Below are 21,048 nucleotides of genomic sequence, written 5' to 3' on the forward strand. Positions count from 1 at the left end.
CGAGCAGGCTCGCTCCCACATTTGAAATGTGTTGCACCTGTGGGAGCGAGCCTGCTCGCGAAGGCGCCATCAGCAGCACCGCAAACCTCAACCATCACCACCATCGATATCCACCATCGCCACGATTGCCTTCCGCCCTCCCATGATGAAAGGCACGATTGACTCATCCGAAACACAACGAGGCGTTCACATCATGATCCACACCCAAGTCACCCTCTCCGTGAGTTTCCCGGTGTTCGGCAGCAACTACTACCAACAGCACGTCGTGCCGCGCAAGGCGCAGACACTGGTGTTCAACGAAGATTTCGACGATCTGCTGATGCCCGCCGCCAGCAATCATTTCAGCAATGAAGTGGTCGGCCTCAACGATCAGTTCCGTTTTCTGAGCGACATACTCGCCACCCATCTGCTCGATCACGAGGCCCCGGTGCCTGCGCGATCCCGCGTCCAGGCGAACGCTCGTTTTTTCAACTGAAGGCTGATGCACAGAGGGAGTTCCTTTAACGGGAACGCCCTCTGCTTTCAATCAGTCATCATCGCGATCACGGTGATAACGACGGCCATCGCGGCGGTCGTCATCGCGGTCGTCCCAACGCCGGTCATGGTCGTAATAGCGGCCGTGGTCGCGGTCGTAGTGCCGGCCATGCCGGTGGTCATCATCAAAATCCGCAATACAGCCGCTCAGCAATACGGCGGCGGTCACAGTGAGCAGCATCGTTGTCGCTTGCTTCATTCAACACTTCCCTAAAACCCAAGGTCTTGACGACGGAAATCGCCACGCTGCCCGCGTCTTCGGGACGCAGTGCGCGCAGCCGCAGATACGACCGGGCAAAAGCACGTTGATTCAGTGGCCACTATCGACCGTTGGTCGGCCCGTTCGCCATGCCCGAACGGCGGCGGAATGCCACCTATACTGCTTGCAACCAACCCCCATGCAATGGATCTGCGCCCTCAATAACAATAAGCAGAGGTGGACCATGGTCTGGCAGCAAATCTACGACCCGTTCGGCAACCCGGTGCTCTCCACGCTGATGGCCGCGGTGCCGGTGGTGGTGATGCTCGCGGCGCTGGCGTTCTTTCACGTCAAGGCACATCTGGCAGCCTTGCTGGCGCTCGCGTCCGCCCTGCTGATCTCGATCTTCGCCTTCGACATGCCAGCGGGCATGGCCGGCTCGGCCGCGCTGTTCGGCGCGGCGAATGGCTTGCTGCCGATCGGCTGGATCGTCCTCAACATCATCTTTCTGCATCGCCTGACCACCGAAAACGGTTCGTTCAAAGTGCTGCAGGATTCCCTCGCGCGCATCACCGATGACCGACGTTTGCAGTTGCTGCTGATCGCCTTCTGTTTCGGTGCGTTCTTCGAAGGCGCGGCAGGCTTTGGCACGCCGGTGGCGGTGACCGGTGCGATTCTGATCGGCCTGGGTTTTTCGCCATTGGCCGCATCCGGCCTAGCGCTGATCGCCAACACTGCACCCGTTGCTTTCGGTGCGCTGGGCACACCGATCATCACCTTGGCCAAAGTCACCGGGCTGGATGAGATGGAGCTGTCGATGATGGTCGGGCGGCAGTTGCCGTTCTTCTCGGTGCTGGTGCCGTTCTGGTTGATCTGGGCGTTTGCCGGGTGGCGCAAGATGCTCGAGGTGTGGCCGGCGATTCTGGTGGCCGGGGTGAGTTTCGCCATCCCGCAATTTCTCGTGTCCAACTACCACGGGCCGATGCTGGTGGACGTCATCGCTGCGCTGATTTCCATGGCCTGTCTGACGCTGTTCCTCAAGGTGTGGAAACCGGCGACGATCCATACCTCGGCGGCGCTGTCCGGGCGCGTCGACAACTCCAAGGTCGACGAAGAAACAGTCACCGCCAGCGCCGCGTTCAGCGATCAGGCGCGCCCGGCAGTGATGCGTGCGTGGATGCCGTGGATCATTCTCACGGTGTTCGTGTTTGCCTGGGGCACGCAGGGTTTCAAGAACATGTTCGATACGCGCCCGGTGATCGACCCGGTCACGCAGTCGGTCAAGCTCGACCCGCAAGGCAAACCGGTACGCGAGGCCAATCCGATCTTCGCCCCGGCGGTGACCTTCACCGGTCTGCATCTGCAAATAGAAAAAGTACCGCCGGTTGTCGCAGCGCCGAAAGCCGAGGAAGCGATTTACAAGTTCACCTGGCTGACCGCGACCGGCAGCGGGATCTTGCTGGCGGCGATCGTTGGCGGCTTGCTGATGGGTTATTCGATCCCGCAATTGATCAAGCAGTACCTGCGCACATTGTGGGTGGTGCGGTTTTCGCTGATCACGATTGCGGCGATGCTCGCGCTGGGCTTCCTCACCCGCTATTCGGGACTGGATGCGACCATGGGCCTGGCGTTTGCGGCGACGGGGATTTTCTACCCGATGTTCGGCACGCTGCTCGGCTGGCTGGGGGTGGCGCTGACTGGTTCCGATACCGCGTCAAACGTGCTGTTTGGCGGATTGCAACGGGTAACGTCGGAACAGCTGGGTATCAGCCCGGTGCTGATGGCGGCAGCGAACAGTTCCGGTGGGGTGATGGGCAAAATGGTCGACGCGCAGTCGATCGTCGTCGCCTCCACCGCGACCCGTTGGTATGGGCATGAGGGCGAGATCCTGCGTTACGTGTTCTTCCACTCGATCGTGCTGGCGATCCTGGTCGGCGGGCTGGTGACGTTGCAGGCGTATGTCGCACCGTTTACCTCGATGGTGGTGGGTGGGCCATAACTGCAAAACACAACTCCACTGTGGGAGCGAGCCTGCTCGCGAAGAGGTCGGCACATCCAGCAGCGGCTGGGTCTGACCCGACGCTTTCGCGAGCAGGCTCGCTCCCACAGGCCAATTGATGAGTTCAGCACATAACTCTTTAGCGCAAATCCGACAAAACCTTTTCCCTCCCGCTGCGGTCACTCCTTTTACGAGACTGGCATGCATGCCGGCGCGCCCGTTTGGGCCTTTTGCAATCCTGCCGCCCGATGAGAGACAAGGAATCGAACCATGCCGATTTCCCGACGCAACTTCATGATCCTCGGCGCCGTAACCGCGACGGCGTTCGCTATGCCCCCCTTTATCAGCCTCAAGGCCTACGCGGCCAGTCTGGAGCAACCGGCCATGAGTCAAGTTACCCTGCAAGTCAACGGTAAACCGCAAACCCTCGAAGTCGACACCCGCACTACCCTGCTCGACGCCCTGCGCGAACACCTGCACCTGACCGGCACCAAGAAAGGCTGCGATCACGGCCAGTGCGGCGCCTGCACGGTGATCGCCGACGGTCGGCGGATCAACTCCTGCCTGACCCTGGCGGTGATGCACGACGGCAGTGAGGTGACCACCATCGAAGGCCTCGGCATGCCGGACAAGCTGCACCCGATGCAGGCCGCCTTCATCAAGCACGACGGTTACCAGTGCGGCTATTGCACCCCTGGGCAGATCTGCTCGGCGGTCGCTGTGCTCAAAGAAATCCGCGACGGCATTCCCAGCCACGTCAGCCCGAGCCTGACCGAGCCGCCGAAGCTGATCGCCGCCGAACTGCAAGAGCGAATGAGCGGCAATATCTGCCGCTGTGGCGCTTACTCGAACATCATCGAAGCCATCACTGAAGTCGCGGAGGTGCCGGCATGAGAGCCTTCAATTACAGCCGCGCCGACTCACCTGCCGCAGCCGCTTCCCAGGCTGCGCAAGTCGAGGGCGCCAAGTTCATCGCCGGCGGCACCAACCTGCTTGACCTGATGAAACTCGACATCGAAACCCCGGTGCACCTGATCGATATCAACCACCTCGGCCTGGACCAGATCGAAGCAACACCCGAAGGCGGACTGCGCATCGGCGCGCTGGTGCGCAACACCGATTTGGCCGCCGACGCGCGCGTGCGCAAGGACTACGCCCTGCTCTCCCGCGCCTTGCTCGCCGGGGCTTCCGGGCAGTTGCGCAACATGGCGACCACCGCCGGCAACCTGCTGCAACGCACCCGCTGCCCGTACTTCTACGACACCCACCAGGCGTGCAACAAACGCAATCCGGGCAGCGGCTGCGCGGCGATCGGCGGGGTCACCCGGCAGTTGGGGATCATCGGCGTCAGCGACGCTTGCATCGCCACCCACCCGAGCGACATGGCCATCGCCATGCGCGCGCTGGATGCGCAGATCGAAACGGTCAAGCCTGACGGCAGCACGCGCAGCATTGCCATGGCCGATTTCCATCAGTTGCCGGGCAGCACGCCGCACATCGAAACCAGCCTCACGCCCGGCGAATTCATTACCGCCGTGACCCTGCCGGCGCCGGTTGGCGGCACGCACATTTATCACAAGGTGCGGGATCGCTCGTCTTACGCGTTTGCCCTGGTCTCGGTCGGTCTGATCCTGCAAAAGGACGGCACCGGCCGCGTCGCCGTCGGCGGCATTGCGCCGAAACCGTGGCGGGTCGAAGCCGCTGAAGCGTTGCTGCCCAAGGGTGCCAAAGCAGTCAGCGAACGCCTGCTTGAAGGCGCGACGCCCACCGATGACAACCAATTCAAACTGACACTGGTCGAGCGCACGCTGGCTTCGGTGTTGGCGCAAGCGAGGGAAACCGCATGAAATTCGACACGCCCGCCACCACCAATCCCATCGACCGCCTGAAGGTCGTCGGCCAGCCCACTGAGCGCGTCGAAGGCCCGCTGAAAACCAGCGGCCAGGCCACTTACGCCTACGAACAACATGAAGCGGCGGCCAATCAGGCCTACGGCTTCATGGTCGATTCGGCGATCGCCAAAGGCCGGATCAAAGCCATTCATCTGGGCGAGGCCAAAGCGGCGCCCGGCGTGCTGGCGATCGTTACTGCCGAGAACGCCGGCAAGCTCGACAAGGGTGATTACAACGCTGCGCATCTGCTCGCTGGTCCCGAAGTGCAGCATTACCAGCAAGCCGTTGCATTGGTGGTTGCCGAGACCTTCGAACAGGCGCGCGCCGCCGCGCAATTGGTCAGGGTCGATTACGAGACCAGCGAAGGCAAGTTCGATCTGGCCAGCGTCAAAGACCTCGGCGTCGAGCCGAAAGACGAGTTGCCCGACGTCAATCACGGCGACTTCGACAAGGCCTTCACCGCCGCGCCGGTGCAGTTCGATCAGACCTACACCACGCCAGACCAGTCCCACGCGATGATGGAACCGCACGCCACACTGGCCGCGTGGAAAGGCGATCAACTGACCGTGTGGACGTCGAACCAGATGGTCGCCTGGAGTGTCGGTGACATTGCGAAAACCCTCGGCCTGCCGAAGGAAAAAGTCCGCTTGATCTCGCCGTACATCGGCGGTGGTTTCGGCGGCAAGCTGTTTATTCGCGCCGACGTAATCCTCGCCGCTCTCGGCGCGCGCATGGCGGGGCGGCCGGTGAAAGTCGCCCTCGCCCGCCCGCAGATGGCCAACAACACTACCCATCGCCCGGCTACGATTCAGCGCATCCGCATGGGCGCAACGGCGGACGGCAAGCTGACCGCCATCGCCCATGAAGGCTGGTCAGGCAACCTTGCTGACGGCAAGGTCGAACTGGCCGCGCAACCGAGCCAGTTGCTCTATGCCGCAGAAAACCGCCGCGTCAGCATGCGCCTCGCCCCGCTCGACCTGCCTGAAGGCAACGCCATGCGCGCGCCGGGTGAAGCGCCGGGGCTGATGGTGCTGGAAATTGCCATGGACGAAATGGCCGAACAGCTGAAGATGGACCCGGTGCTGTTCCGCATCGCTAACGACACTCAAGTCGACCCGGTGAAAACCGAGCGGCCGTTCTCCCAGCGTCAACTGGTCAAATGCCTGCAGATCGGCGCGGAGAAATTCGGCTGGGATCAGCGCAAGGCGCAACCGGGCAGCCGTCGTGAAGGCCGTTGGCTGATCGGCATGGGCGTGGCGGCGGCGTTTCGCAACAACCTGCTGGTCAAGTCCGGAGCCCGTGTGCGCCTGGAGCGTGGCGGCAAAGTCGTTGTCGAAACCGACATGACCGATATCGGCACCGGCAGCTACACGATCATCGCGCAGACCGCTGCCGAGATGATGGGCGTTGGTCTCGATGATGTAGTCGTGCGTCTGGGTGATTCGGACTTCCCGGTTTCGGCTGGTTCTGGCGGTCAGTTTGGTGGGAACTGCTCGACCTCCGGCGTCTATGCCGCCTGTGTGAAACTGCGTGAAGCGGTGGCGCAGAAGCTGGGACTGGCGGCGGATCAGGCGGAGTTCGCCGATGGTCAGGTGCGCGTCGGCGGCAAAAGCCTGCCGCTGCGCAACGCGGCTGAAGGCGGCGCACTGGTCGGCGAGGACAGCATCGAGTTCGGTGATCTGGCCGAGAAGTATCAGCAATCGACCTTCGGCGCGCATTTCGTCGAAGTCGCCGTCGATGCTGCCACTGGCGAAGTTCGCGTACGGCGCATGTTGGCGGTGTGCGCTGCGGGGCGGATCCTCAACCCGACGTCGGCGCGCAGTCAGGTCATCGGCGCGATGACCATGGGCGTCGGCGCGGCATTGATGGAAGAACTGGCGGTGGACAAGCGCCTGGGCTTTTTCGTCAACCATGACCTCGCCGGGTATGAGGTGCCGGTGCACGCCGACATACCGCATCAGGAAGTGATCTTCCTCGAAGAAACCGACCCGATTTCATCGCCGATGAAGGCCAAAGGCGTGGGTGAACTGGGGATTTGCGGCGTGAGTGCGGCGGTGGCGAATGCGATCTACAACGCCACTGGCGCGAGGGTGCGGGAGTATCCGATTACGCTGGACAAGATTCTTGATTCGTTGCCGGAGATGATCTGAAGCGAAAAGCCCCTCACCCTAGCCCTCTCCCAAAGGGAGAGGGGACCGATCCGGGTATATTCAGGATGTGCAGCGACGTGAAAGTCTTTCTGTGTATCCATAATCGCAACGGCAAGTTCAGGTCGATGCACATCGCAAGACACCTCGGTCGGCTCCCACTCCCCCGGGAGACGCCTGGGGTGAGTCGCATGCTGTTAGCGCACCTGCATGGGGTGCTAGGGGTCGAGTGGATTCACCACCACGTTTGCAGAATGCCGAACGTCTCGAGCATCCCCCAATCGGCTCCCTCTCCCTCGGGAGAGGGCTGGGGTGAGGGGAACGGTTTCACTCGGTCTTCGGATATTGCTCATCACCGACCTGCTCCATCCAGTCCACCACCTTGCCATCCAGCACTTCGGCAATCGCGATATGACTCATCGCCGTCGTCGGTGCTGCGCCGTGCCAATGCTTGGCGCCCGGAGCAATCCACACGGTATCGCCCGGCCGGATTTCCCGCACTGGCTGCCCCCACTCCTGCACAAACCCTGCCCCCGAGGTGACGATCAATGTCTGCCCCAGCGGATGGGTATGCCACGCCGTTCGCGCGCCAGGCTCAAACGTTACGGTCGCGCCACTGACCCGCGCCTCGTCGGTACCTTTGAACGGCGCATCCACCCGCACCGTGCCGGTAAACCAGTCAGCCGGGCCTTTGGCCGACGGTTGCGAGCCATTCGGTGTGACCGTGACACGGGGATTTTCGGTGGCCTGCACCTCGCCAGCCAGCAGCGAGAGCGTCAGTGCAGAAGCAGCAATCGGGTTCATGGCATTTCCTCCAATAGATGATGCAACCACTGTAGCGATCCGCACTCTTTGGATAATCGACTAGAATCCGAAAAAACTTATGCAGGACGATCATCAATGCTCCGGGAAAACGCCACCGACCTGCTCGCCTTTCTCGCCGTCGCCCGTGAGCGCAGTTTCACCAAGGCCGCAGCCAAACTCGGCGTGTCGCAATCGGCGCTCAGCCACACCATTCGCAGTCTCGAGGCGCGACTCGGCCTGCGCCTGCTGACCCGCACCACGCGCAGCGTGTCGCCGACCGAGGCCGGCGAACACTTGCTGCAAACCATCGGCCCGCGCTTCGACGAAATCGAAGTGGAACTGGCCGCCCTGAGCAACCTGCGCGAAACCCCGGCGGGAAAGATCCGCATCAGCGCCACCGACCATTCGCTGAACTGGATCCTGCGTCCGGTGTTGCAGGATTTCCTGCCGCAGTACCCGGATGTGTCCGTCGAGGTTTGCTGTGACTATGGCTTCGTCGACATCGCCGGCCAAGGCTTCGATGCCGGTGTGCGCCTGGGCGAAGACGTCGCCCAAGGCATGATCGCCACCCGTATCGGTCCGGACATGCGCATGGCGGTGGTCGGCTCACCCGCCTACTTCGCCCGGCGCCCTGCGCCGCAAACCCCGCGCGACCTGACCGACCACGCCTGTAACAACCTGCGCCTGCCAACCAATGGCGGACTGTATTCGTGGGAGTTCGAAAAGGATGGTGAAAGCCTCAAAGTGCGCGTCTCCGGCCAGGTCACCCTGAATGGCGTGTACCCATTGCTCGACGCCGCGCTGGACGGTTTCGGTTTGAGCTACATCCCGGAAAACGTCGTTGCGCCGTTTCTGGCGGACGGTCGCCTGGTCCAGGTGCTGGGAGACTGGTGCCCGGCATTTTCCGGTTATCACCTGTACTACCCGAGCCGACGCCAGGCAGCGCCGGCGTTTGCGTTGTTGCTGGAGGCGTTGCGCTATCGCGGTTGACCCGGCTCAGCCCAGCAACGCAATCAACTGATGCCGCTGCGCATCGGTCAGCATCGGCCCAAAACCGGCTCCGGCGTTGTCAGCCATGTAGCGCGGATTGCTGGTCCCCGGAATCACACAGGTCACCGCCGGGTGCGCCAGGAGAAATTTCAGTGCCAGTTTCGGCCAGCTGTTGACCTGTACATCCGAGACCCAGGCCGGCAGCGGCTTGCCTTTGAGCCGGGCGAGCAGATCACCGCCGCCAAACGGCCGATTACAAATCACTGCCACGCCACGCTCGCGGCACAGCGGCAGGATGCGTTTCTCGACCGCGCGATCATCGAGGGCGTAGTTGATCTGCAGAAAATCCAGCCTTTCGGCTTTCAGCACGGCCTCGACCTCGTCATAGGCCGACGAGGTGTAATGGGTGATGCCGATGTAGCGAATCCGCCCCTGCTCCTGCCATTCGCGCAGGGTCGGCAAGTGGGTTTGCCAGTCGAGCAGGTTGTGAATCTGCATCAGGTCGATGCGCTCGGTTTGCAGCAGACTGAAGGACTGCTCCATCTGCGCGATGCCCTCCTTGCGCCCGCGCGTCCACACCTTGGTGGCGAGAAACGCCGGTGAGCGCGGTTCGTGGATCGACAGCAGTTCACCGGTGGTCTGCTCGGCGCGGCCATACATGGGCGAGCTGTCGATCAGCGTGCCGCCCTTTCTGAACAGCGCTTCGAGGACGGCGGGCAACTGCCGGTAAACCGGATCGCCCGGCGCGACGTCGAAACCGCGATAGGTGCCCAACCCGACCATGGGCAGTGCCTCGGAGCTGGAAGGGATGGCGCGGGTCTGCATGGTCTGGTCTCCTGCCGTGTGCGGCGCAGTGGCGGTCGGCGCTACGCTGCTGGCCAACGCCCGATCAATGGTGAACAGCGCCGCAGCCTGGGCAGCCAGGGTGAGCAAGCGGCGGCGGGAATAACCCTCAGTGTGGCGCATGCGTGTCCTCCTGCTGCGCGGATCTGTTGCATGGTGTGTGCGCAGGCTGTCAGGCGCAGGCGCTGAACTACACTGCCACAGCCAACCTCTCACCCCGTTAAAAGTAGCCGAATGTCCCGAACCCTGATGTCACTCGTCGTTTTCATCGTTGCCGTGTACCTGGTGCTGTGCGCCGCGCTGTTCGTGTTTCAGCGCTCGCTGATCTGGTTTCCCCAGCCTGCCGCCGTGGTTGCAGCGGATTCGCGATTGAAACTGTCGATGCCGGATGCCGAGGTCTGGGTGACTGACCGAGAGCGCAGCGGAACGCGGGCGCTGATCTATTTCGGCGGCAATGCCGAGGACGTCTCGCGAAATCTGCCGGAATTCGCCGAGGCGTTTCCCGACTACGCGCTGTATTTCCTGCATTACCGGGGCTTTGGTGGCAGCACCGGCTCGCCATCGGAAGCCGCGATTGCCGAAGATGCGCTGGCGCTGTTCGATCAGGTCTATGCCAGCCACCCGCAGATTGCAGTCATCGGACGCAGCCTCGGTTCGGGGGTGGCGGTGCGCCTGGCCAGTCAGCGGCCGGTGCAGAATCTGATCCTGGTGACGCCGTTCAACAGCCTCGAGGAAATCGCCGAACGGCAATACCCGTGGATGCCGGTGAAGTGGTTGCTCAAGGATCGTTTCGAATCAGGCAAATACGCGGCGCATATTCGCGCACCGACGTTGCTCTTGGCGGCCAGTGATGACGAAGTGATTGGGCGCAGCAGTACGCAGCGGCTGTTCGAGCGTTTTCCTGCGGGCGTGGCGACGCTGAAGGTGGTGCCGGACTCGGGGCATAACTCGATTTCCGAGCGCGAGCAATATTTGCAGTGGATTGTGGATGTGTTGAATCGCTGAAGGATGTAGCGATCAGACGGACGCCATCGCGAGCAGGCTCACTCCTACAGGGGGAACGCATTTCAAATGTAGGAGTGAGCCTGCTCGCGATGACGCCGGTACAGACAACACCATTTCCAGCTACTGTCCAAAGCTAAGGCTGACTGCCGCTCCGGGCATTTTCATCGCCAGAGGTAGCCGGGCGCGGCATGACGTGTTGATGGCCGGTCGGATCGTTGAGCTGGATGACATTACCCTTCTGCCACGCATCAGCCCCCGTTGCGACAGGCGCCGGTTTGATCCCGGCGCGAGCGGTCTTCTTCTCGGCACTGTCGATGCCCAGGCGCTGATCGCGCTGGCGGACCATTTGTGCATCGGCCTGACCGTCAGCGGTAAAGCCCATCATCAACTGTGGCACGCCCAGCGGCAGTTGCTTGTCCTGATCGGTGTGCCAAGTGTGCCAAGTCTTGCCATAAGTATTGGCGAGTTTTTCCATCAGTCGCTTTTCCGCCACTTGCGGGATGCCCGGCGCGACCAACTGGCCGGAAGTCACTTCGTGGGCATGGCTGTGCCACAAGGCTTTTTCTTTTGCCGGCAATTGCGTAAACAGACGCTGACTGATGATGTATTCCACGCCCATCAACTTCGCTTCAGCCGTGTTGCCGTCGTAGATCACGCACTGGAACACTTCCTCATTGAGCGCCGAGCAGTAATGGTGCGCTTCCATCTGCGCGCCGGGATGACCGTTGTAAAAATGAAAGCCATCAAGGTACATGTTCAACGCGCGGATCGGCGGTTTGTCCTGCAACCACTGCGCGCCGACTTCGAGCATTTCAGTATCGGAGGCCTTGGCCTGACCCGGTGTCTGCACCGGTGACTCGGTGTTGCTCATCGCGCAGCCAGTCAGCGCGGCGACCATCAAACCAATGGGAACCCAACGTCCCTGCGAGGTTGTCGTACGCATGTTTCACTCCTCGAACTTCAGTAACGGGCGCATGCTGGCCCTGTTCTGCAACTGAAAGCAGGAGAACGGCGGAGTTCGAAAAAATGCGCGCGGATCAGACTGGGGAGATCGTCGCCAGCACGCCGATCAGAATGGTCAAGGTCAGAAAACCGCCGAGAAAAATTGCCATCTTGTACATGTCGCGCTCCTTGATGCGGGGTGTGCGGTGCACCGGACGCTTCGGAATGAGGTCGGAGGGTGATTGGCCGCACTGCCGGGGCATTCTGAGCCTGTGGCTGTACTGAATACAGAGGCAGATGAAACAGAAAAATACGGATCAGATGCGCATCTGATCCGCTTCGGGCATGAAGCGGTATTCAGGCTGAGACTTGGGGATTCACTTTCGGCGCGGTTGATCTACAGTCATTGCCGACCGACAACAATAAAAAACCGGAGTGACCATGCCCGACCTCGCCTTGCAGCCCAACGTCGCCGCGTCCCTTGAGCGCTGGCACGAGATGATCCGCAGCGGCAATCTCAAAGCCCTGCCTGAACTGCTCGATCCGCAAGCTGTGTTCCGCTCGCCCATGGCGCACACGCCCTACCCCGGCGCGCCGGTGGTGGCGATGATCCTCAACACCGTGTTTGAAGTCTTCGAAGATTTCGCCTATCACCGCGAATTGGCGACGGCGGATGGCCTGAATGTGATTCTCGAATTCAGCGCCAGGGTCGGCAGCAAGGAACTCAAAGGCATCGACATGATTCGCTTCGATGAACACGGCATGATCGTCGAATTCGAAGTGATGGTGCGGCCGCTGAGCGGGTTGCAAGCACTGGGCGAAGAAATGGGTCGGCGCCTGGGGGCCTACCTGGCGAACGCGAAAGCCTGACCCTACCGAATGCACTCGTCAGCTCCTACAGGTCCGGCGTATAAAAAAACCCACTGACCGTCGCCGGTTCAGTGGGTTTTGTGTGTCAGGGTTCTGGTTACAGAGCCATGTCACGTGCAGCGTTTTCCTTCGGCGCTACGGCTTTGTCAGCCGCAGGTGCCGCCGGAGCAGCTACCTGACCGATCGCTGGAGGCGTCGGCAGTTCGAGGATTTTCGCGGTGTAAGCCCACTCAGCAGCCACTTTGGCCGGATCGCTGTTCAGCTGGGTGCCGTAGCTCGGCACGATCTGGTGCAGCTTGGTCTGCCACTCAGGGGTTGCGACTTTGTCTTTGAAGACTTTCTGCAGCACGCTCAGCATGATCGGTGCAGCAGTCGACGCGCCTGGCGATGCGCCCAGCAGGCCAGCGATCGAGCCGTCTTGCGAAGCAACGATCTCGGTGCCCAGTTTCAGCACGCCGCCAGCGGCTTCATCACGCTTGATGATTTGCACGCGCTGGCCGGCTTGCCACAGGCGCCAGTCTTCGGCTTTGGCGTTCGGGAAGTATTCCTTCAGCGCGTTCAGACGGTCTTCATCCGACAGCATCAACTGACCGGCAAGGTACTCGACCAGCGGGTATTCCTTGATGCCGACCTTGGTCATTGGCCAGATGTTGTGGGTGGTGGTACTGGTCAGCAGGTCGAAGTACGAACCTTCCTTGAGGAACTTGGTGCTGAAGGTCGCGAACGGGCCAAACAGAATGACGCGCTTGCCGTCCAGGACACGGGTGTCCAGGTGCGGAACGGACATCGGTGGCGCGCCAACCGAAGCCTTGCCGTAGGCCTTGGCCAGGTGCTGCTCGGCAATCGTCGGGTTCTCGGTCACCAGGAACGAGCCGCCAACCGGGAAGCCTGCGTATTCCTTGGCTTCAGGAATGCCCGACTTCTGCAGCAGGTGCAGAGCACCGCCGCCAGCGCCGATGAACACGAACTTGGCGTCGGTTTCGGTCTTGGTACCGTCCTTGAGGTTTTTGTAGCTCACACGCCAGGTGCCATCGGCGTTCTTGGTGATGTCTTCAACTTCGCTCGACAGTTTCAGATCGAAGTTGGGTTTGGTTTGCAGGTGAGCGGCGAACTGGCGGGTGATTTCGCCGAAGTTCATGTCCGTACCCAGCGGGCTCCAGGTGGCCGCGATTTTCTGGTTCGGGTCACGCCCTTCCATCATCAGCGGTACCCACTTCTTGATCACAGCCGGATCTTCGGAATACTGCATGCCAGCGAACAGCGGGCTCGCCTGCAGCGCTTCGTAGCGCTTTTTCAGGAACTTGATGTTGTCATCGCCCCACACGAAGCTCATGTGCGGAGTGGTGTTGATGAACGAACGAGGGTTCTTCAGCACGCCCTGCTGAACCTGCCACGCCCAGAACTGACGGGAAACCTGAAACGCTTCGTTGATCTCGACAGCTTTCGGGATCGTCACGTTGCCCTTGTCGTCTTCCGGGGTGTAGTTCAGCTCGGCGAGGGCGGAGTGACCGGTACCGGCGTTGTTCCAGCCGTTGGAGCTTTCCAGGGCGACGCCATCGAGGCGCTCGACCATTTCCATCGACCAGGTCGGTTCCAGCTCATTGATCCACACACCCAGGGTGGTGCTCATGATGCCGCCGCCGATCAGCAGGACATCAACTTTCTTGGCTTCGGCAGCATTGGCAGACGACATCCCCATCGCCAAAGCCAGACCGAGCAAGGCTGTGTTCACTTTCTTAAACATCTGTTGCACCTATGATAAAACGCCTTCCGCCCGTCGTTGTTATCAGTCTGCGTTGCGCTTTGCTGACGCTCAGGCTGGCGTCGCGCAATCCGGCACACTTCAATATTGACGGGTGGGCACACAAGGCCGACATGTGGCATCGACCTCAGTTAATGTCCCTTCTGAACTGACTTCTTATCGTTATTGGCTTCAGCTGCTTGAGCGACAGGGATCCCGTCGGCCCGCCCGAAAGGCCAGCCAACCGAATTAAGTCAAAGCAAATTTGGCGCGGAGAATATCACGTCAGGGCGAACCCGCGCGTCTGTTCCCGACTTGAAAGTCTTTTTCCGCTCAGAGACTTATCGGCCATCGGCAACCAAACATGACTGCGATTAGGCATTGGCCTGCAAAGTTTTTTGCGCGATACGCATCGCAACTTGATAAATCAGCGCCAACGGCTCGTTGTTCATGCAGAAAATAACCTGCTAAGTTGTATGATGACTGACGAACAAAGCCAGTCATCCCAACCCAATAACAACAAGGAAACAACATGACCAAATCCCGCCTACTCATCGGTTTCTTCTGCGCCTTCAGCGCCTGCGCCATGGCCGCCCCTGCCCCGGCGGAAAGAGAAGTCGCCCAAGCAGTTGATCACCTGACTCAGGCGATGCTGCATAAAGACATCGCCGAGTTGAACGCTCTGACCGCGCCGAACCTGACCTACGGCCACTCCAGCGGCAAGATTCAGGACAAGCAGGAATTCATCGCCGACATCGAAACCGGCCGCAGCGCATTCAAGACCCTGGAGATGCAGAAGCAGACCATCACGATGTCCGGCGATACCGCATTGGTGCGCCACCACTTCTCCGCCCAGGCGTTGAAGGGGACTGAGGTGATTCCGACCGAGATCGAAAATTTCCAGATCTGGCAGAAACAGGGTGGGAAATGGTTGTTGGTGGGACGACAGGCGTTCAGGTTTTGATTAAGGGCACATAGGCCTGATTCAGTGTTGCCCGAGCTGGCCTCATCGCGGGCAAGCCCGCTCCCACAGTGGATGATGGTGTACACACCGTTGCATTCACAACATCAGACCCTGTGGGAGCTGGCTTGCCAGCGATAAGGCCGTGATAGACACCAGTCCTACCGCTATCACAACCGAAACCGATCCACCGACTGCGCCAACTGTCCCGCCAGATTCGATAATTCATCGGTAGTCGTCGCCGTCTGCCCGATCACCCGGCTATTGCCCTCGCTCATCCCCGCAATCATTTCCACCTGATGGGCGATTTCGTTGCTGGCCATACTCTGTTCGCCAATCGTGCGGGTGATGTCGTTGACCAGTTGCGTGGTGTTCAGCGTGGCGTCGAGGATTTCCCGAATTGCCCGCTCAACCTCCGCTGTTACCGCCATGCCTTTGTCGACCTGCGCCACACCGGCCTCCATGCTGTTGACCGCCTCGCGCGTGCTGCTCTGGATGCGCGCGACCATTGCGGCAATTTCCTGGGTCGAGGCGCTGGTGCGTGCGGCCAGACTGCGCACTTCATCGGCGACCACGGCAAAGCCACGGCCCTGCTCACCAGCCCGCGCCGCCTCGATCGCGGCGTTGAGGGCCAGCAGGTTGGTCTGGTCGGCGATGCTCTTGATCACCTGAATGATGTTGAAGATCGCCTCGGATTCCTGATCCAGCGTGCGAATCACCTGCGCCGACTGCTGTGCCGAGCGGGCGATGTCGTCCATGTCGCTGACCACTTGATGAATCACCCCGCCGCCCTCCTTCGCTAGAGTTTCCGCCTGATTGGCCATGCTCAGGGCACGTTCGGCGTGGCGGGTGATTTCCTCGATGCTGGCGGTCATCTGGCTGGCGGCGGCCGCCATGGTCCCGGCGGCAACGCTTTGCTGCTGGCTGCTGTCGGCGACCTGATGGCAGCCCTGACTGAGCTGCTCGCTCATGCCGCTGACACCGTGGGCGTTGCGCCGGACCACGTCGATCATGTTGCGCAAGTCACGTTGCATGGTCGCCAATGTGCGGATCAGCACACTGGCTTCGTCCTTGCCGGCGGGTTCGACAATCGGTTCGCTGAGATTGCCATGGGCAATGCTTTCAGCGATGCGGCTGGCGGATTTGAGCGGCCCCATGATACTCAGGATCACCCAGCGCCCCTGAATCAGCAGCAGCAACAGACTGGCGATCAGCACCACACCAAGGGCCAGATTGGCATTGCTAATGGCCGCTTCGGTGCCTTCGCTGGTTTGCCGAGTGTTGCTTTCAATCAATTCGCTGAGCGTCGCCATTTGCTCTTCGAGCTGGCTGAACGCGGCATTGAACGTGCCGAGCTGCTGCTGGGCGGCATTCGGCTTGTCCAGCGCCACGCCGACGATCTGCTCGGCGGATTTGATGTAGGTGTCGAGGCTCGGCTTGATCTGCTCCAGCGCCGTGCGCAACTGCGGGTTGATCGGCAGCTTCAGGTTGTCATCCAGCACTTCACGAAAATGCCCTGCGTGCTCGGCCAGCGAATCGCGCACTTCTGTGGCGGTGGCGGTGCTCTTGCCCAGGCCGACCAGCATCGCCGAATAGACATCGGCGCGCAGGGCGTCGTGCATCATGTCCGCTTCCATGTGATTGCGCAGCGCGCTCATGCTCACCGTGTTATCGCCGACCGCCGTGGCCATCCGCAGGTTGCCGACGTAACTGACCAGGCTCACGATCAGCGCCGTCAGCAGGCTGGTCGCAATCAGCAACACCAAACGCAGTTTGATCGACACCGTGGAATCTCCCGTGGGCACGCTGGATTGCGCTTGTCGGATTTCAGTTAAGCCTATGTGCAGGGAACTGCCGACACAGAGCGTATCGGCTGATGTCAGGGGCGACTTGAATCCGGCAAAACTTTTCAAGCGTGAACCCGGTCACACCTTGCAGCGCCGATGGATAACGCCTTCATCGCTGGTTAACAACGACAGGCTATGAATCCATCGCTTCGAACACTCATGCAGCTGAAGGAAACGCTTATGAAACGCGCACTGTGGTTTGGTCTGCTCGGCACGTTGGCAATCGGCACCGCACAGGCAGCAACGGAGAAAGTCGCAATCAATCTGGTCAGCGCCGACGGCGCGCCGCAGGCGATCGGCTCTGTCACTGTCAGCGAAACGCCGTACGGCCTGCTGTTCACACCCGAGCTGAAATCATTGCCGGCCGGCATCCACGGTTTTCATGTCCATGAAAACGGCAGCTGCGAAGCGGGCACGAAGGATGGCGTGAAAGGCGCGGCACTGGCCGCTGGCGGACACTTCGATCCGGCGAAAACCGGCAAGCATCTCGGCCCTTACGCCGACGGGCATCTGGGTGATCTGCCAGCGGTGTATGTGACGGCTGACGGGGTCGCCAACTATCCGGTGCTGGCACCGCGCCTTAAGAAGATTTCCGAGATCAAGGGCCACGCCCTGATGATTCACGCCGGCGGCGATAACCATTCCGACATGCCCAAGCCACTGGGCGGTGGCGGCGATCGCATGGCCTGTGGGGTTATCTGAACCGACTGAGCGGTGAAAACGCTGACTCACGGCTTTTCACCGCTCACGGAACTCCCGCGCGCCGTTCACCTCTGACGTTATGTAGTCCCTTCCCTTTTTGCTTAGCGCTTGTGGAGGAACACGTCATGCGCAAGTTAGTCCTGATTTCTTCTTTAATGCTTTGCCTGCCGGTCGGTTCGGCGCTGGCCCGCGTTGACGCAGGTGACGTCGCCACCTCGGCAGGTGTCTCCGCGTCGCTGTACTCGACCTTCAAGGACGACAAAATGGTGATTCCGGCCCGTGACGACGTGTCTGCGTTCGTTGCAAGCGGCGGGGCCATTCGTGGGGTTTATCTTGAGTCGGTACTGCAACAGGTGCGCCAGGCAAACCCTGGCTTGAACGCCAGTGATGAAGACCTGGCAAACGCCATTCTGGTGCACTACGAAGGCGTGCAGCAGTAGTCACGAGGGACGCAGCGGCCGATGGACGGCCGCTGAGTGCGCATAGGCAAACATGTCCGACGGCCTCTATGATGGAGGCCATGACGACGACCGTGCCCTTGCGCTCACCCTGCCCTCCCGGCGCCTGCATCTGCGGGCGCGATCCGTTGCTGGAAACCCCCGGCGCCGATCTGCGCATCCTGCGCCTGACTCGCGCTGAGGAAAAAATTCTTCTGGCGCGCCTGGAACAACTCAAAGACCTCGCCGACCTCAAACGCCTGCAACAGCGTATGTACGAGCAACTCGGCATCCGTGTCGACGTCGCCCCCGGCTTCAATGAAGTGCGCACCATGCGCGGCATTGCCATTCAGATCGACGAGCTGCCAGGCTTGTGTCGCAAGACTCGCGCGGCAATCCCGGCGGCGATTCGCAAGGGCCTGGAAAACCACCCGCAAATCGCCTTCGAACTGCTCAACGCCCACGACTTGCTGCGCGACACCTGATCACGATTTCATGCCGACGCGTTTGCGCATCTCGGCGGTGATGGTCTGACGGGTTTTCTTCATGTCCGCCCAAGGTTCATCGCCGACTTCGGTCAGACGCTCGTGAACGTTGTAGATGTTCCAGTGATTACCACCCTTGATTTCAGCGACCTCCTCTCGGTACAGCGGCACCGACACCGGCATGCCTTCCCGCGCCCGGGCGGCGTAGGCGCAAATGGTGGTGGCACCGAGGCCGTTGCGCAGGTAATCGATGAAGATCCGCCCGACGCGGTTTTTCGGCCCGGACACCGCTGAAATCCGGTCCGGCAGCAACTTGGCCATGTGGCTGACGATGGCGTGGCTGAAGTCCTTCACTTCGTCCCAGCCATGCTTGCGCGTCAACGGCACCACCAGGTGAATACCTTTGCCGCCGCTGGTTTTCAGGAAGGCTTTGAGGCCCAGCTCATCGAGCACAGTCAGGGTCAGCGCGGTGGCTTCAACCATGCTTTTCCATGGCAGCGCAGGATCCGGGTCGAGGTCGAGAACGAAGCGATCGGGCTTGTCCAGATCCACCTTCGTCGCGTTCCAAGTGTGCAGTTCGACGGTGCTCATCTGCACCGCACCGACCAGCGCTTCGGGATTGTTGATCATCATCACTGGCTGGCCGGTGACGTCCTTGTCCAGAGCAGTGATACCGGGAATGGCCAGGCGTTCGGCGTTCTTCTGGAAAAACAGTTCGCCGGCGATGCCGTCCGGTGCACGCACTAAGGCCACGGGACGATCCTTAAGTTGCGGCAGGATGTGTTCGGCAACGCTGGCGTAATACTGCGCCAGTTGCATCTTGGTTGTGCCGCTGACCGCATCGATCACTCGATCGGGGTGAGTGATGCGTACCTTGCCGCCGGCCAGACCTGCTTGCGAAGGGGCGGTTTCGTCTTTTTTGCTGGCGGCGGTTTTCTTTGCCGGCTGCTTGTCGGCGGTTTTGGTCTTTTCGGTTTTTTCGGACTTGGCAGCTTTCACAGGCTTCGCTCGCTCCTCGGTAATGTCCTTGGCCGGTTTGTCATCGCGCAAACCATGGAACACGGCATGACGCACCGAGCCGTCCTTGGTCATCTCGGCGAACGCCACCTCCGCCAGCAGTTTGGGTTTGAGCCAGTGCACGCCTTTGGCCTCGAAACCGCTGGGCGGATTGACCACTGCGGCGGCTTTGGTCTGCAACGGCTTAAGTTGGGCGAGGATGCTTTTCAACGTGGTTTCGTTGAACCCGGTGCCGACCTTGCCGGCGTAGCGCAACTCGCCACTGTCAGCGTCGTGCAGGCCGAGCAGCAAGGCACCGAAGGCACTGCGCGCGCCTTTCGGATCGGTGTAGCCGACGATGACGAATTCCTGGCGATGCTTGCATTTGAGCTTGATCCAGTCACCGCTGCGCCGCGATACATAAGGCGAGCCGAGCCGCTTGCCGATCAGACCTTCCATCTGCATCTGGCAGGCGCTGTTGAGCAGCGCATCCGGGGTTTCTTCGAAGGCTTCGGAGAAGCGCAGCGTTGACGATTCTTTCTGCGCGCCGAGGATGGTGCTCAGCGCGGCGCGGCGTTCTTCGACCGGCACGTCGCGCAGGTCGACGCCATTCAGATACGGCACGTCGAACAGGTAATAAACAATGTTGCCGCTGCGCCCGGCATCGAAGGCATTCTGCAGCGCCTGAAAATCCGGCACGCCTTGCTCGTTGGCCACGACCATTTCGCCATCGAGCCAGGCCGATTCCAGACCCAGCGCCGCCAGCGCTTTGGCCTGCTGCGGCAGTTTGTGCGTCCAGTCATGGCCGTTGCGGGTGAACAGCTGCACCTCATCGTGATCGATCCGCGCCATGATCCGGTAGCCGTCAAACTTGATCTCGTAGCTCCACTGCCCTTCGGGCGCGCTGTCGACCAGCGTCGCCAGTTCCGGCTTGATCAGCGCTGGGAGCTTGCCCTTGCGCGCGCCGGTAAGCTGCCCGGACGCCTGCTTGCGCGGCTTGGCCGGGGCCTTTTTCACCGGTTTGGCTTTATCGGCAGCAGCCGCCGATTTGCCGACAATCGTGCGCTCGCTGAGCACGCTGTCGGGCTCGGCGACCAATACGTCGAAATCATCCTGCGGGCGCGCGGCGTTGTCCTGATGCTTGATCAGGAACCATTGTTCTTTCTTGCCCGGCATGTGCGTGCGCACCAGATTCCACACGCCGCCGAGCTTCTCGCCTTGCAACTCAAACTTGAGCCGGCCCTTGGCATAGGCCTTGTGCGGATCTTCCAGCGGAATCCACACGCCGCGATCCCAGACGATCACATCACCGGCACCGTAATGCCCCTCGGGAATGCTGCCTTCGAACGTCGCGTAATCGAGCGGATGATCCTCAACATGAATCGCCAGACGCTTGACCGACGGGTCCAGCGACGGCCCCTTCGGCACCGCCCAGCTTTTCAGCGCGCCATCGAGTTCCAGGCGAAAGTCGTAATGCAGGTGCGAAGCATCGTGCTTCTGGATGCAGAACTGCAAAGCATGATCCTTGGCCGACTTACGACCCGAGCGCTTGACTGCGGCCGGTTCCGACGTCGCGGAAAAATCACGCATGCGGTTGTAATCGTCGAGGTTCCTGTTCATGAGCACACCGATGGCAGACGGGTTCTGTTATGCA

General features: G+C 61.0%; 19 protein-coding genes and 1 pseudogene. 12 read left to right on the top strand and 8 right to left on the bottom strand.

Annotation, left to right across the window (positions count from 1 at the left end):
* Positions 1 to 193: 193 nt before the first annotated feature.
* A complete protein-coding gene (locus AB4N85_RS10885; RefSeq protein ID WP_236168640.1) occupies positions 194 to 475 on the top strand; it encodes a hypothetical protein in 282 nt (93 codons plus the stop codon).
* Positions 476 to 526: 51 nt separating this feature from the next.
* Here the strand turns inward: AB4N85_RS10885 and AB4N85_RS10890 are convergent, their stop codons facing one another.
* The gene (locus AB4N85_RS10890; RefSeq protein ID WP_016775135.1) at positions 527 to 733 is read right to left on the bottom strand and encodes a hypothetical protein; all 207 of its coding nucleotides are present in this window, start codon (positions 731 to 733) and stop codon (positions 527 to 529) included.
* A 244-nt stretch (positions 734 to 977) separates the two neighbouring features.
* Here AB4N85_RS10890 and AB4N85_RS10895 point away from each other — a divergent pair, with 244 nt between their 5' ends.
* The 4 genes from AB4N85_RS10895 to paoC all read left to right on the top strand — a co-directional run bounded on the left by AB4N85_RS10895 (position 978) and on the right by paoC (position 6,774).
* Positions 978 to 2,732: an L-lactate permease gene (locus AB4N85_RS10895; RefSeq protein ID WP_041480863.1), complete on the top strand. Its 1,755-nt coding sequence runs from the start codon at positions 978 to 980 to the stop codon at positions 2,730 to 2,732.
* Positions 2,733 to 3,002: 270 nt separating this feature from the next.
* Complete coding sequence (gene paoA / locus AB4N85_RS10900; RefSeq protein ID WP_041480864.1) at positions 3,003 to 3,626, top strand: aldehyde dehydrogenase iron-sulfur subunit PaoA; 624 nt, start codon at positions 3,003 to 3,005, stop codon at positions 3,624 to 3,626.
* The gene (locus AB4N85_RS10905) at positions 3,623 to 4,579 is read left to right on the top strand and encodes an FAD binding domain-containing protein (RefSeq protein ID WP_460068018.1); all 957 of its coding nucleotides are present in this window, start codon (positions 3,623 to 3,625) and stop codon (positions 4,577 to 4,579) included. The genes paoA and AB4N85_RS10905 overlap by 4 nt, the downstream gene beginning before the upstream one ends.
* Positions 4,576 to 6,774 carry an aldehyde oxidoreductase molybdenum-binding subunit PaoC gene (gene paoC / locus AB4N85_RS10910; protein WP_460068020.1) on the top strand — a complete coding sequence of 733 codons (2,199 nt, stop codon included), beginning with the start codon at positions 4,576 to 4,578 and terminating at the stop codon, positions 6,772 to 6,774. Before AB4N85_RS10905 ends, paoC begins: the two co-directional genes overlap by 4 nt.
* 324 nt (positions 6,775 to 7,098) lie before the next feature.
* On the opposite strand, the gene AB4N85_RS10915 is transcribed toward paoC, so the two are convergent.
* Positions 7,099 to 7,575 (bottom strand): (R)-mandelonitrile lyase, encoded by a 477-nt coding sequence (locus tag AB4N85_RS10915; RefSeq protein ID WP_150635016.1) that lies wholly within the window; start codon positions 7,573 to 7,575, stop codon positions 7,099 to 7,101.
* A 96-nt stretch (positions 7,576 to 7,671) separates the two neighbouring features.
* Between AB4N85_RS10915 and AB4N85_RS10920 the strand changes: the two genes are divergently transcribed.
* Positions 7,672 to 8,565: a LysR family transcriptional regulator gene (locus AB4N85_RS10920; protein ID WP_056789167.1), complete on the top strand. Its 894-nt coding sequence runs from the start codon at positions 7,672 to 7,674 to the stop codon at positions 8,563 to 8,565.
* A 6-nt stretch (positions 8,566 to 8,571) separates the two neighbouring features.
* Here the strand turns inward: AB4N85_RS10920 and AB4N85_RS10925 are convergent, their stop codons facing one another.
* On the bottom strand, positions 8,572 to 9,531 hold the full coding sequence (locus tag AB4N85_RS10925; protein ID WP_460068024.1) for an aldo/keto reductase: 960 nt from the start codon (positions 9,529 to 9,531) through the stop codon (positions 8,572 to 8,574).
* A gap of 111 nt (positions 9,532 to 9,642) precedes the next feature.
* Between AB4N85_RS10925 and AB4N85_RS10930 the strand changes: the two genes are divergently transcribed.
* Positions 9,643 to 10,413, top strand: a complete 771-nt coding sequence (locus tag AB4N85_RS10930; RefSeq protein ID WP_460068026.1) for an alpha/beta hydrolase — start codon at positions 9,643 to 9,645, stop codon at positions 10,411 to 10,413.
* Between the two features lie 133 nt (positions 10,414 to 10,546).
* Here the strand turns inward: AB4N85_RS10930 and AB4N85_RS10935 are convergent, their stop codons facing one another.
* Positions 10,547 to 11,356, bottom strand: coding sequence for an OBAP family protein (locus AB4N85_RS10935; RefSeq protein ID WP_435406327.1), 810 nt, complete (start codon positions 11,354 to 11,356; stop codon positions 10,547 to 10,549).
* A 440-nt stretch (positions 11,357 to 11,796) separates the two neighbouring features.
* Here AB4N85_RS10935 and AB4N85_RS10940 point away from each other — a divergent pair, with 440 nt between their 5' ends.
* Positions 11,797 to 12,225 carry a nuclear transport factor 2 family protein gene (locus tag AB4N85_RS10940; protein WP_252867810.1) on the top strand — a complete coding sequence of 143 codons (429 nt, stop codon included), beginning with the start codon at positions 11,797 to 11,799 and terminating at the stop codon, positions 12,223 to 12,225.
* Between the two features lie 97 nt (positions 12,226 to 12,322).
* Here the strand turns inward: AB4N85_RS10940 and mqo are convergent, their stop codons facing one another.
* Positions 12,323 to 13,969, bottom strand: coding sequence for a malate dehydrogenase (quinone) (gene mqo, locus AB4N85_RS10945; protein ID WP_041480875.1), 1,647 nt, complete (start codon positions 13,967 to 13,969; stop codon positions 12,323 to 12,325).
* A 529-nt stretch (positions 13,970 to 14,498) separates the two neighbouring features.
* Here mqo and AB4N85_RS10950 point away from each other — a divergent pair.
* Complete coding sequence (locus AB4N85_RS10950; protein ID WP_071172808.1) at positions 14,499 to 14,930, top strand: nuclear transport factor 2 family protein; 432 nt, start codon at positions 14,499 to 14,501, stop codon at positions 14,928 to 14,930.
* A 167-nt stretch (positions 14,931 to 15,097) separates the two neighbouring features.
* Here the strand turns inward: AB4N85_RS10950 and AB4N85_RS10955 are convergent, their stop codons facing one another.
* Positions 15,098 to 15,961 carry a methyl-accepting chemotaxis protein gene (locus AB4N85_RS10955; RefSeq protein WP_435406355.1) on the bottom strand — a complete coding sequence of 288 codons (864 nt, stop codon included), beginning with the start codon at positions 15,959 to 15,961 and terminating at the stop codon, positions 15,098 to 15,100.
* Positions 15,956 to 16,732: pseudogene (locus tag AB4N85_RS10960) on the bottom strand (MCP four helix bundle domain-containing protein); the annotation flags it as partial. The gene AB4N85_RS10955 and the pseudogene AB4N85_RS10960, both read right to left, overlap by 6 nt.
* Before the next feature lie 222 nt (positions 16,733 to 16,954).
* Between AB4N85_RS10960 and sodC the strand changes: the two are divergent.
* The 3 genes from sodC to AB4N85_RS10975 all read left to right on the top strand — a co-directional run bounded on the left by sodC (position 16,955) and on the right by AB4N85_RS10975 (position 18,398).
* Entirely contained in the window at positions 16,955 to 17,476 is a 522-nt protein-coding gene (gene sodC / locus AB4N85_RS10965) for a superoxide dismutase family protein (protein WP_042609346.1), read from the top strand.
* A 125-nt stretch (positions 17,477 to 17,601) separates the two neighbouring features.
* On the top strand, positions 17,602 to 17,916 hold the full coding sequence (locus tag AB4N85_RS10970) for a DUF2388 domain-containing protein (RefSeq protein WP_024013308.1): 315 nt from the start codon (positions 17,602 to 17,604) through the stop codon (positions 17,914 to 17,916).
* A gap of 80 nt (positions 17,917 to 17,996) precedes the next feature.
* On the top strand, positions 17,997 to 18,398 hold the full coding sequence (locus tag AB4N85_RS10975; protein ID WP_071172813.1) for a hypothetical protein: 402 nt from the start codon (positions 17,997 to 17,999) through the stop codon (positions 18,396 to 18,398).
* Here the strand turns inward: AB4N85_RS10975 and ligD are convergent, their stop codons facing one another.
* Positions 18,399 to 21,014: a DNA ligase D gene (gene ligD, locus AB4N85_RS10980; RefSeq protein WP_252867812.1), complete on the bottom strand. Its 2,616-nt coding sequence runs from the start codon at positions 21,012 to 21,014 to the stop codon at positions 18,399 to 18,401.
* Between the last annotated feature and the right edge of the window lie 34 nt (positions 21,015 to 21,048).

Source organism: Pseudomonas sp. H1_G08 (assembly GCF_054681355.1).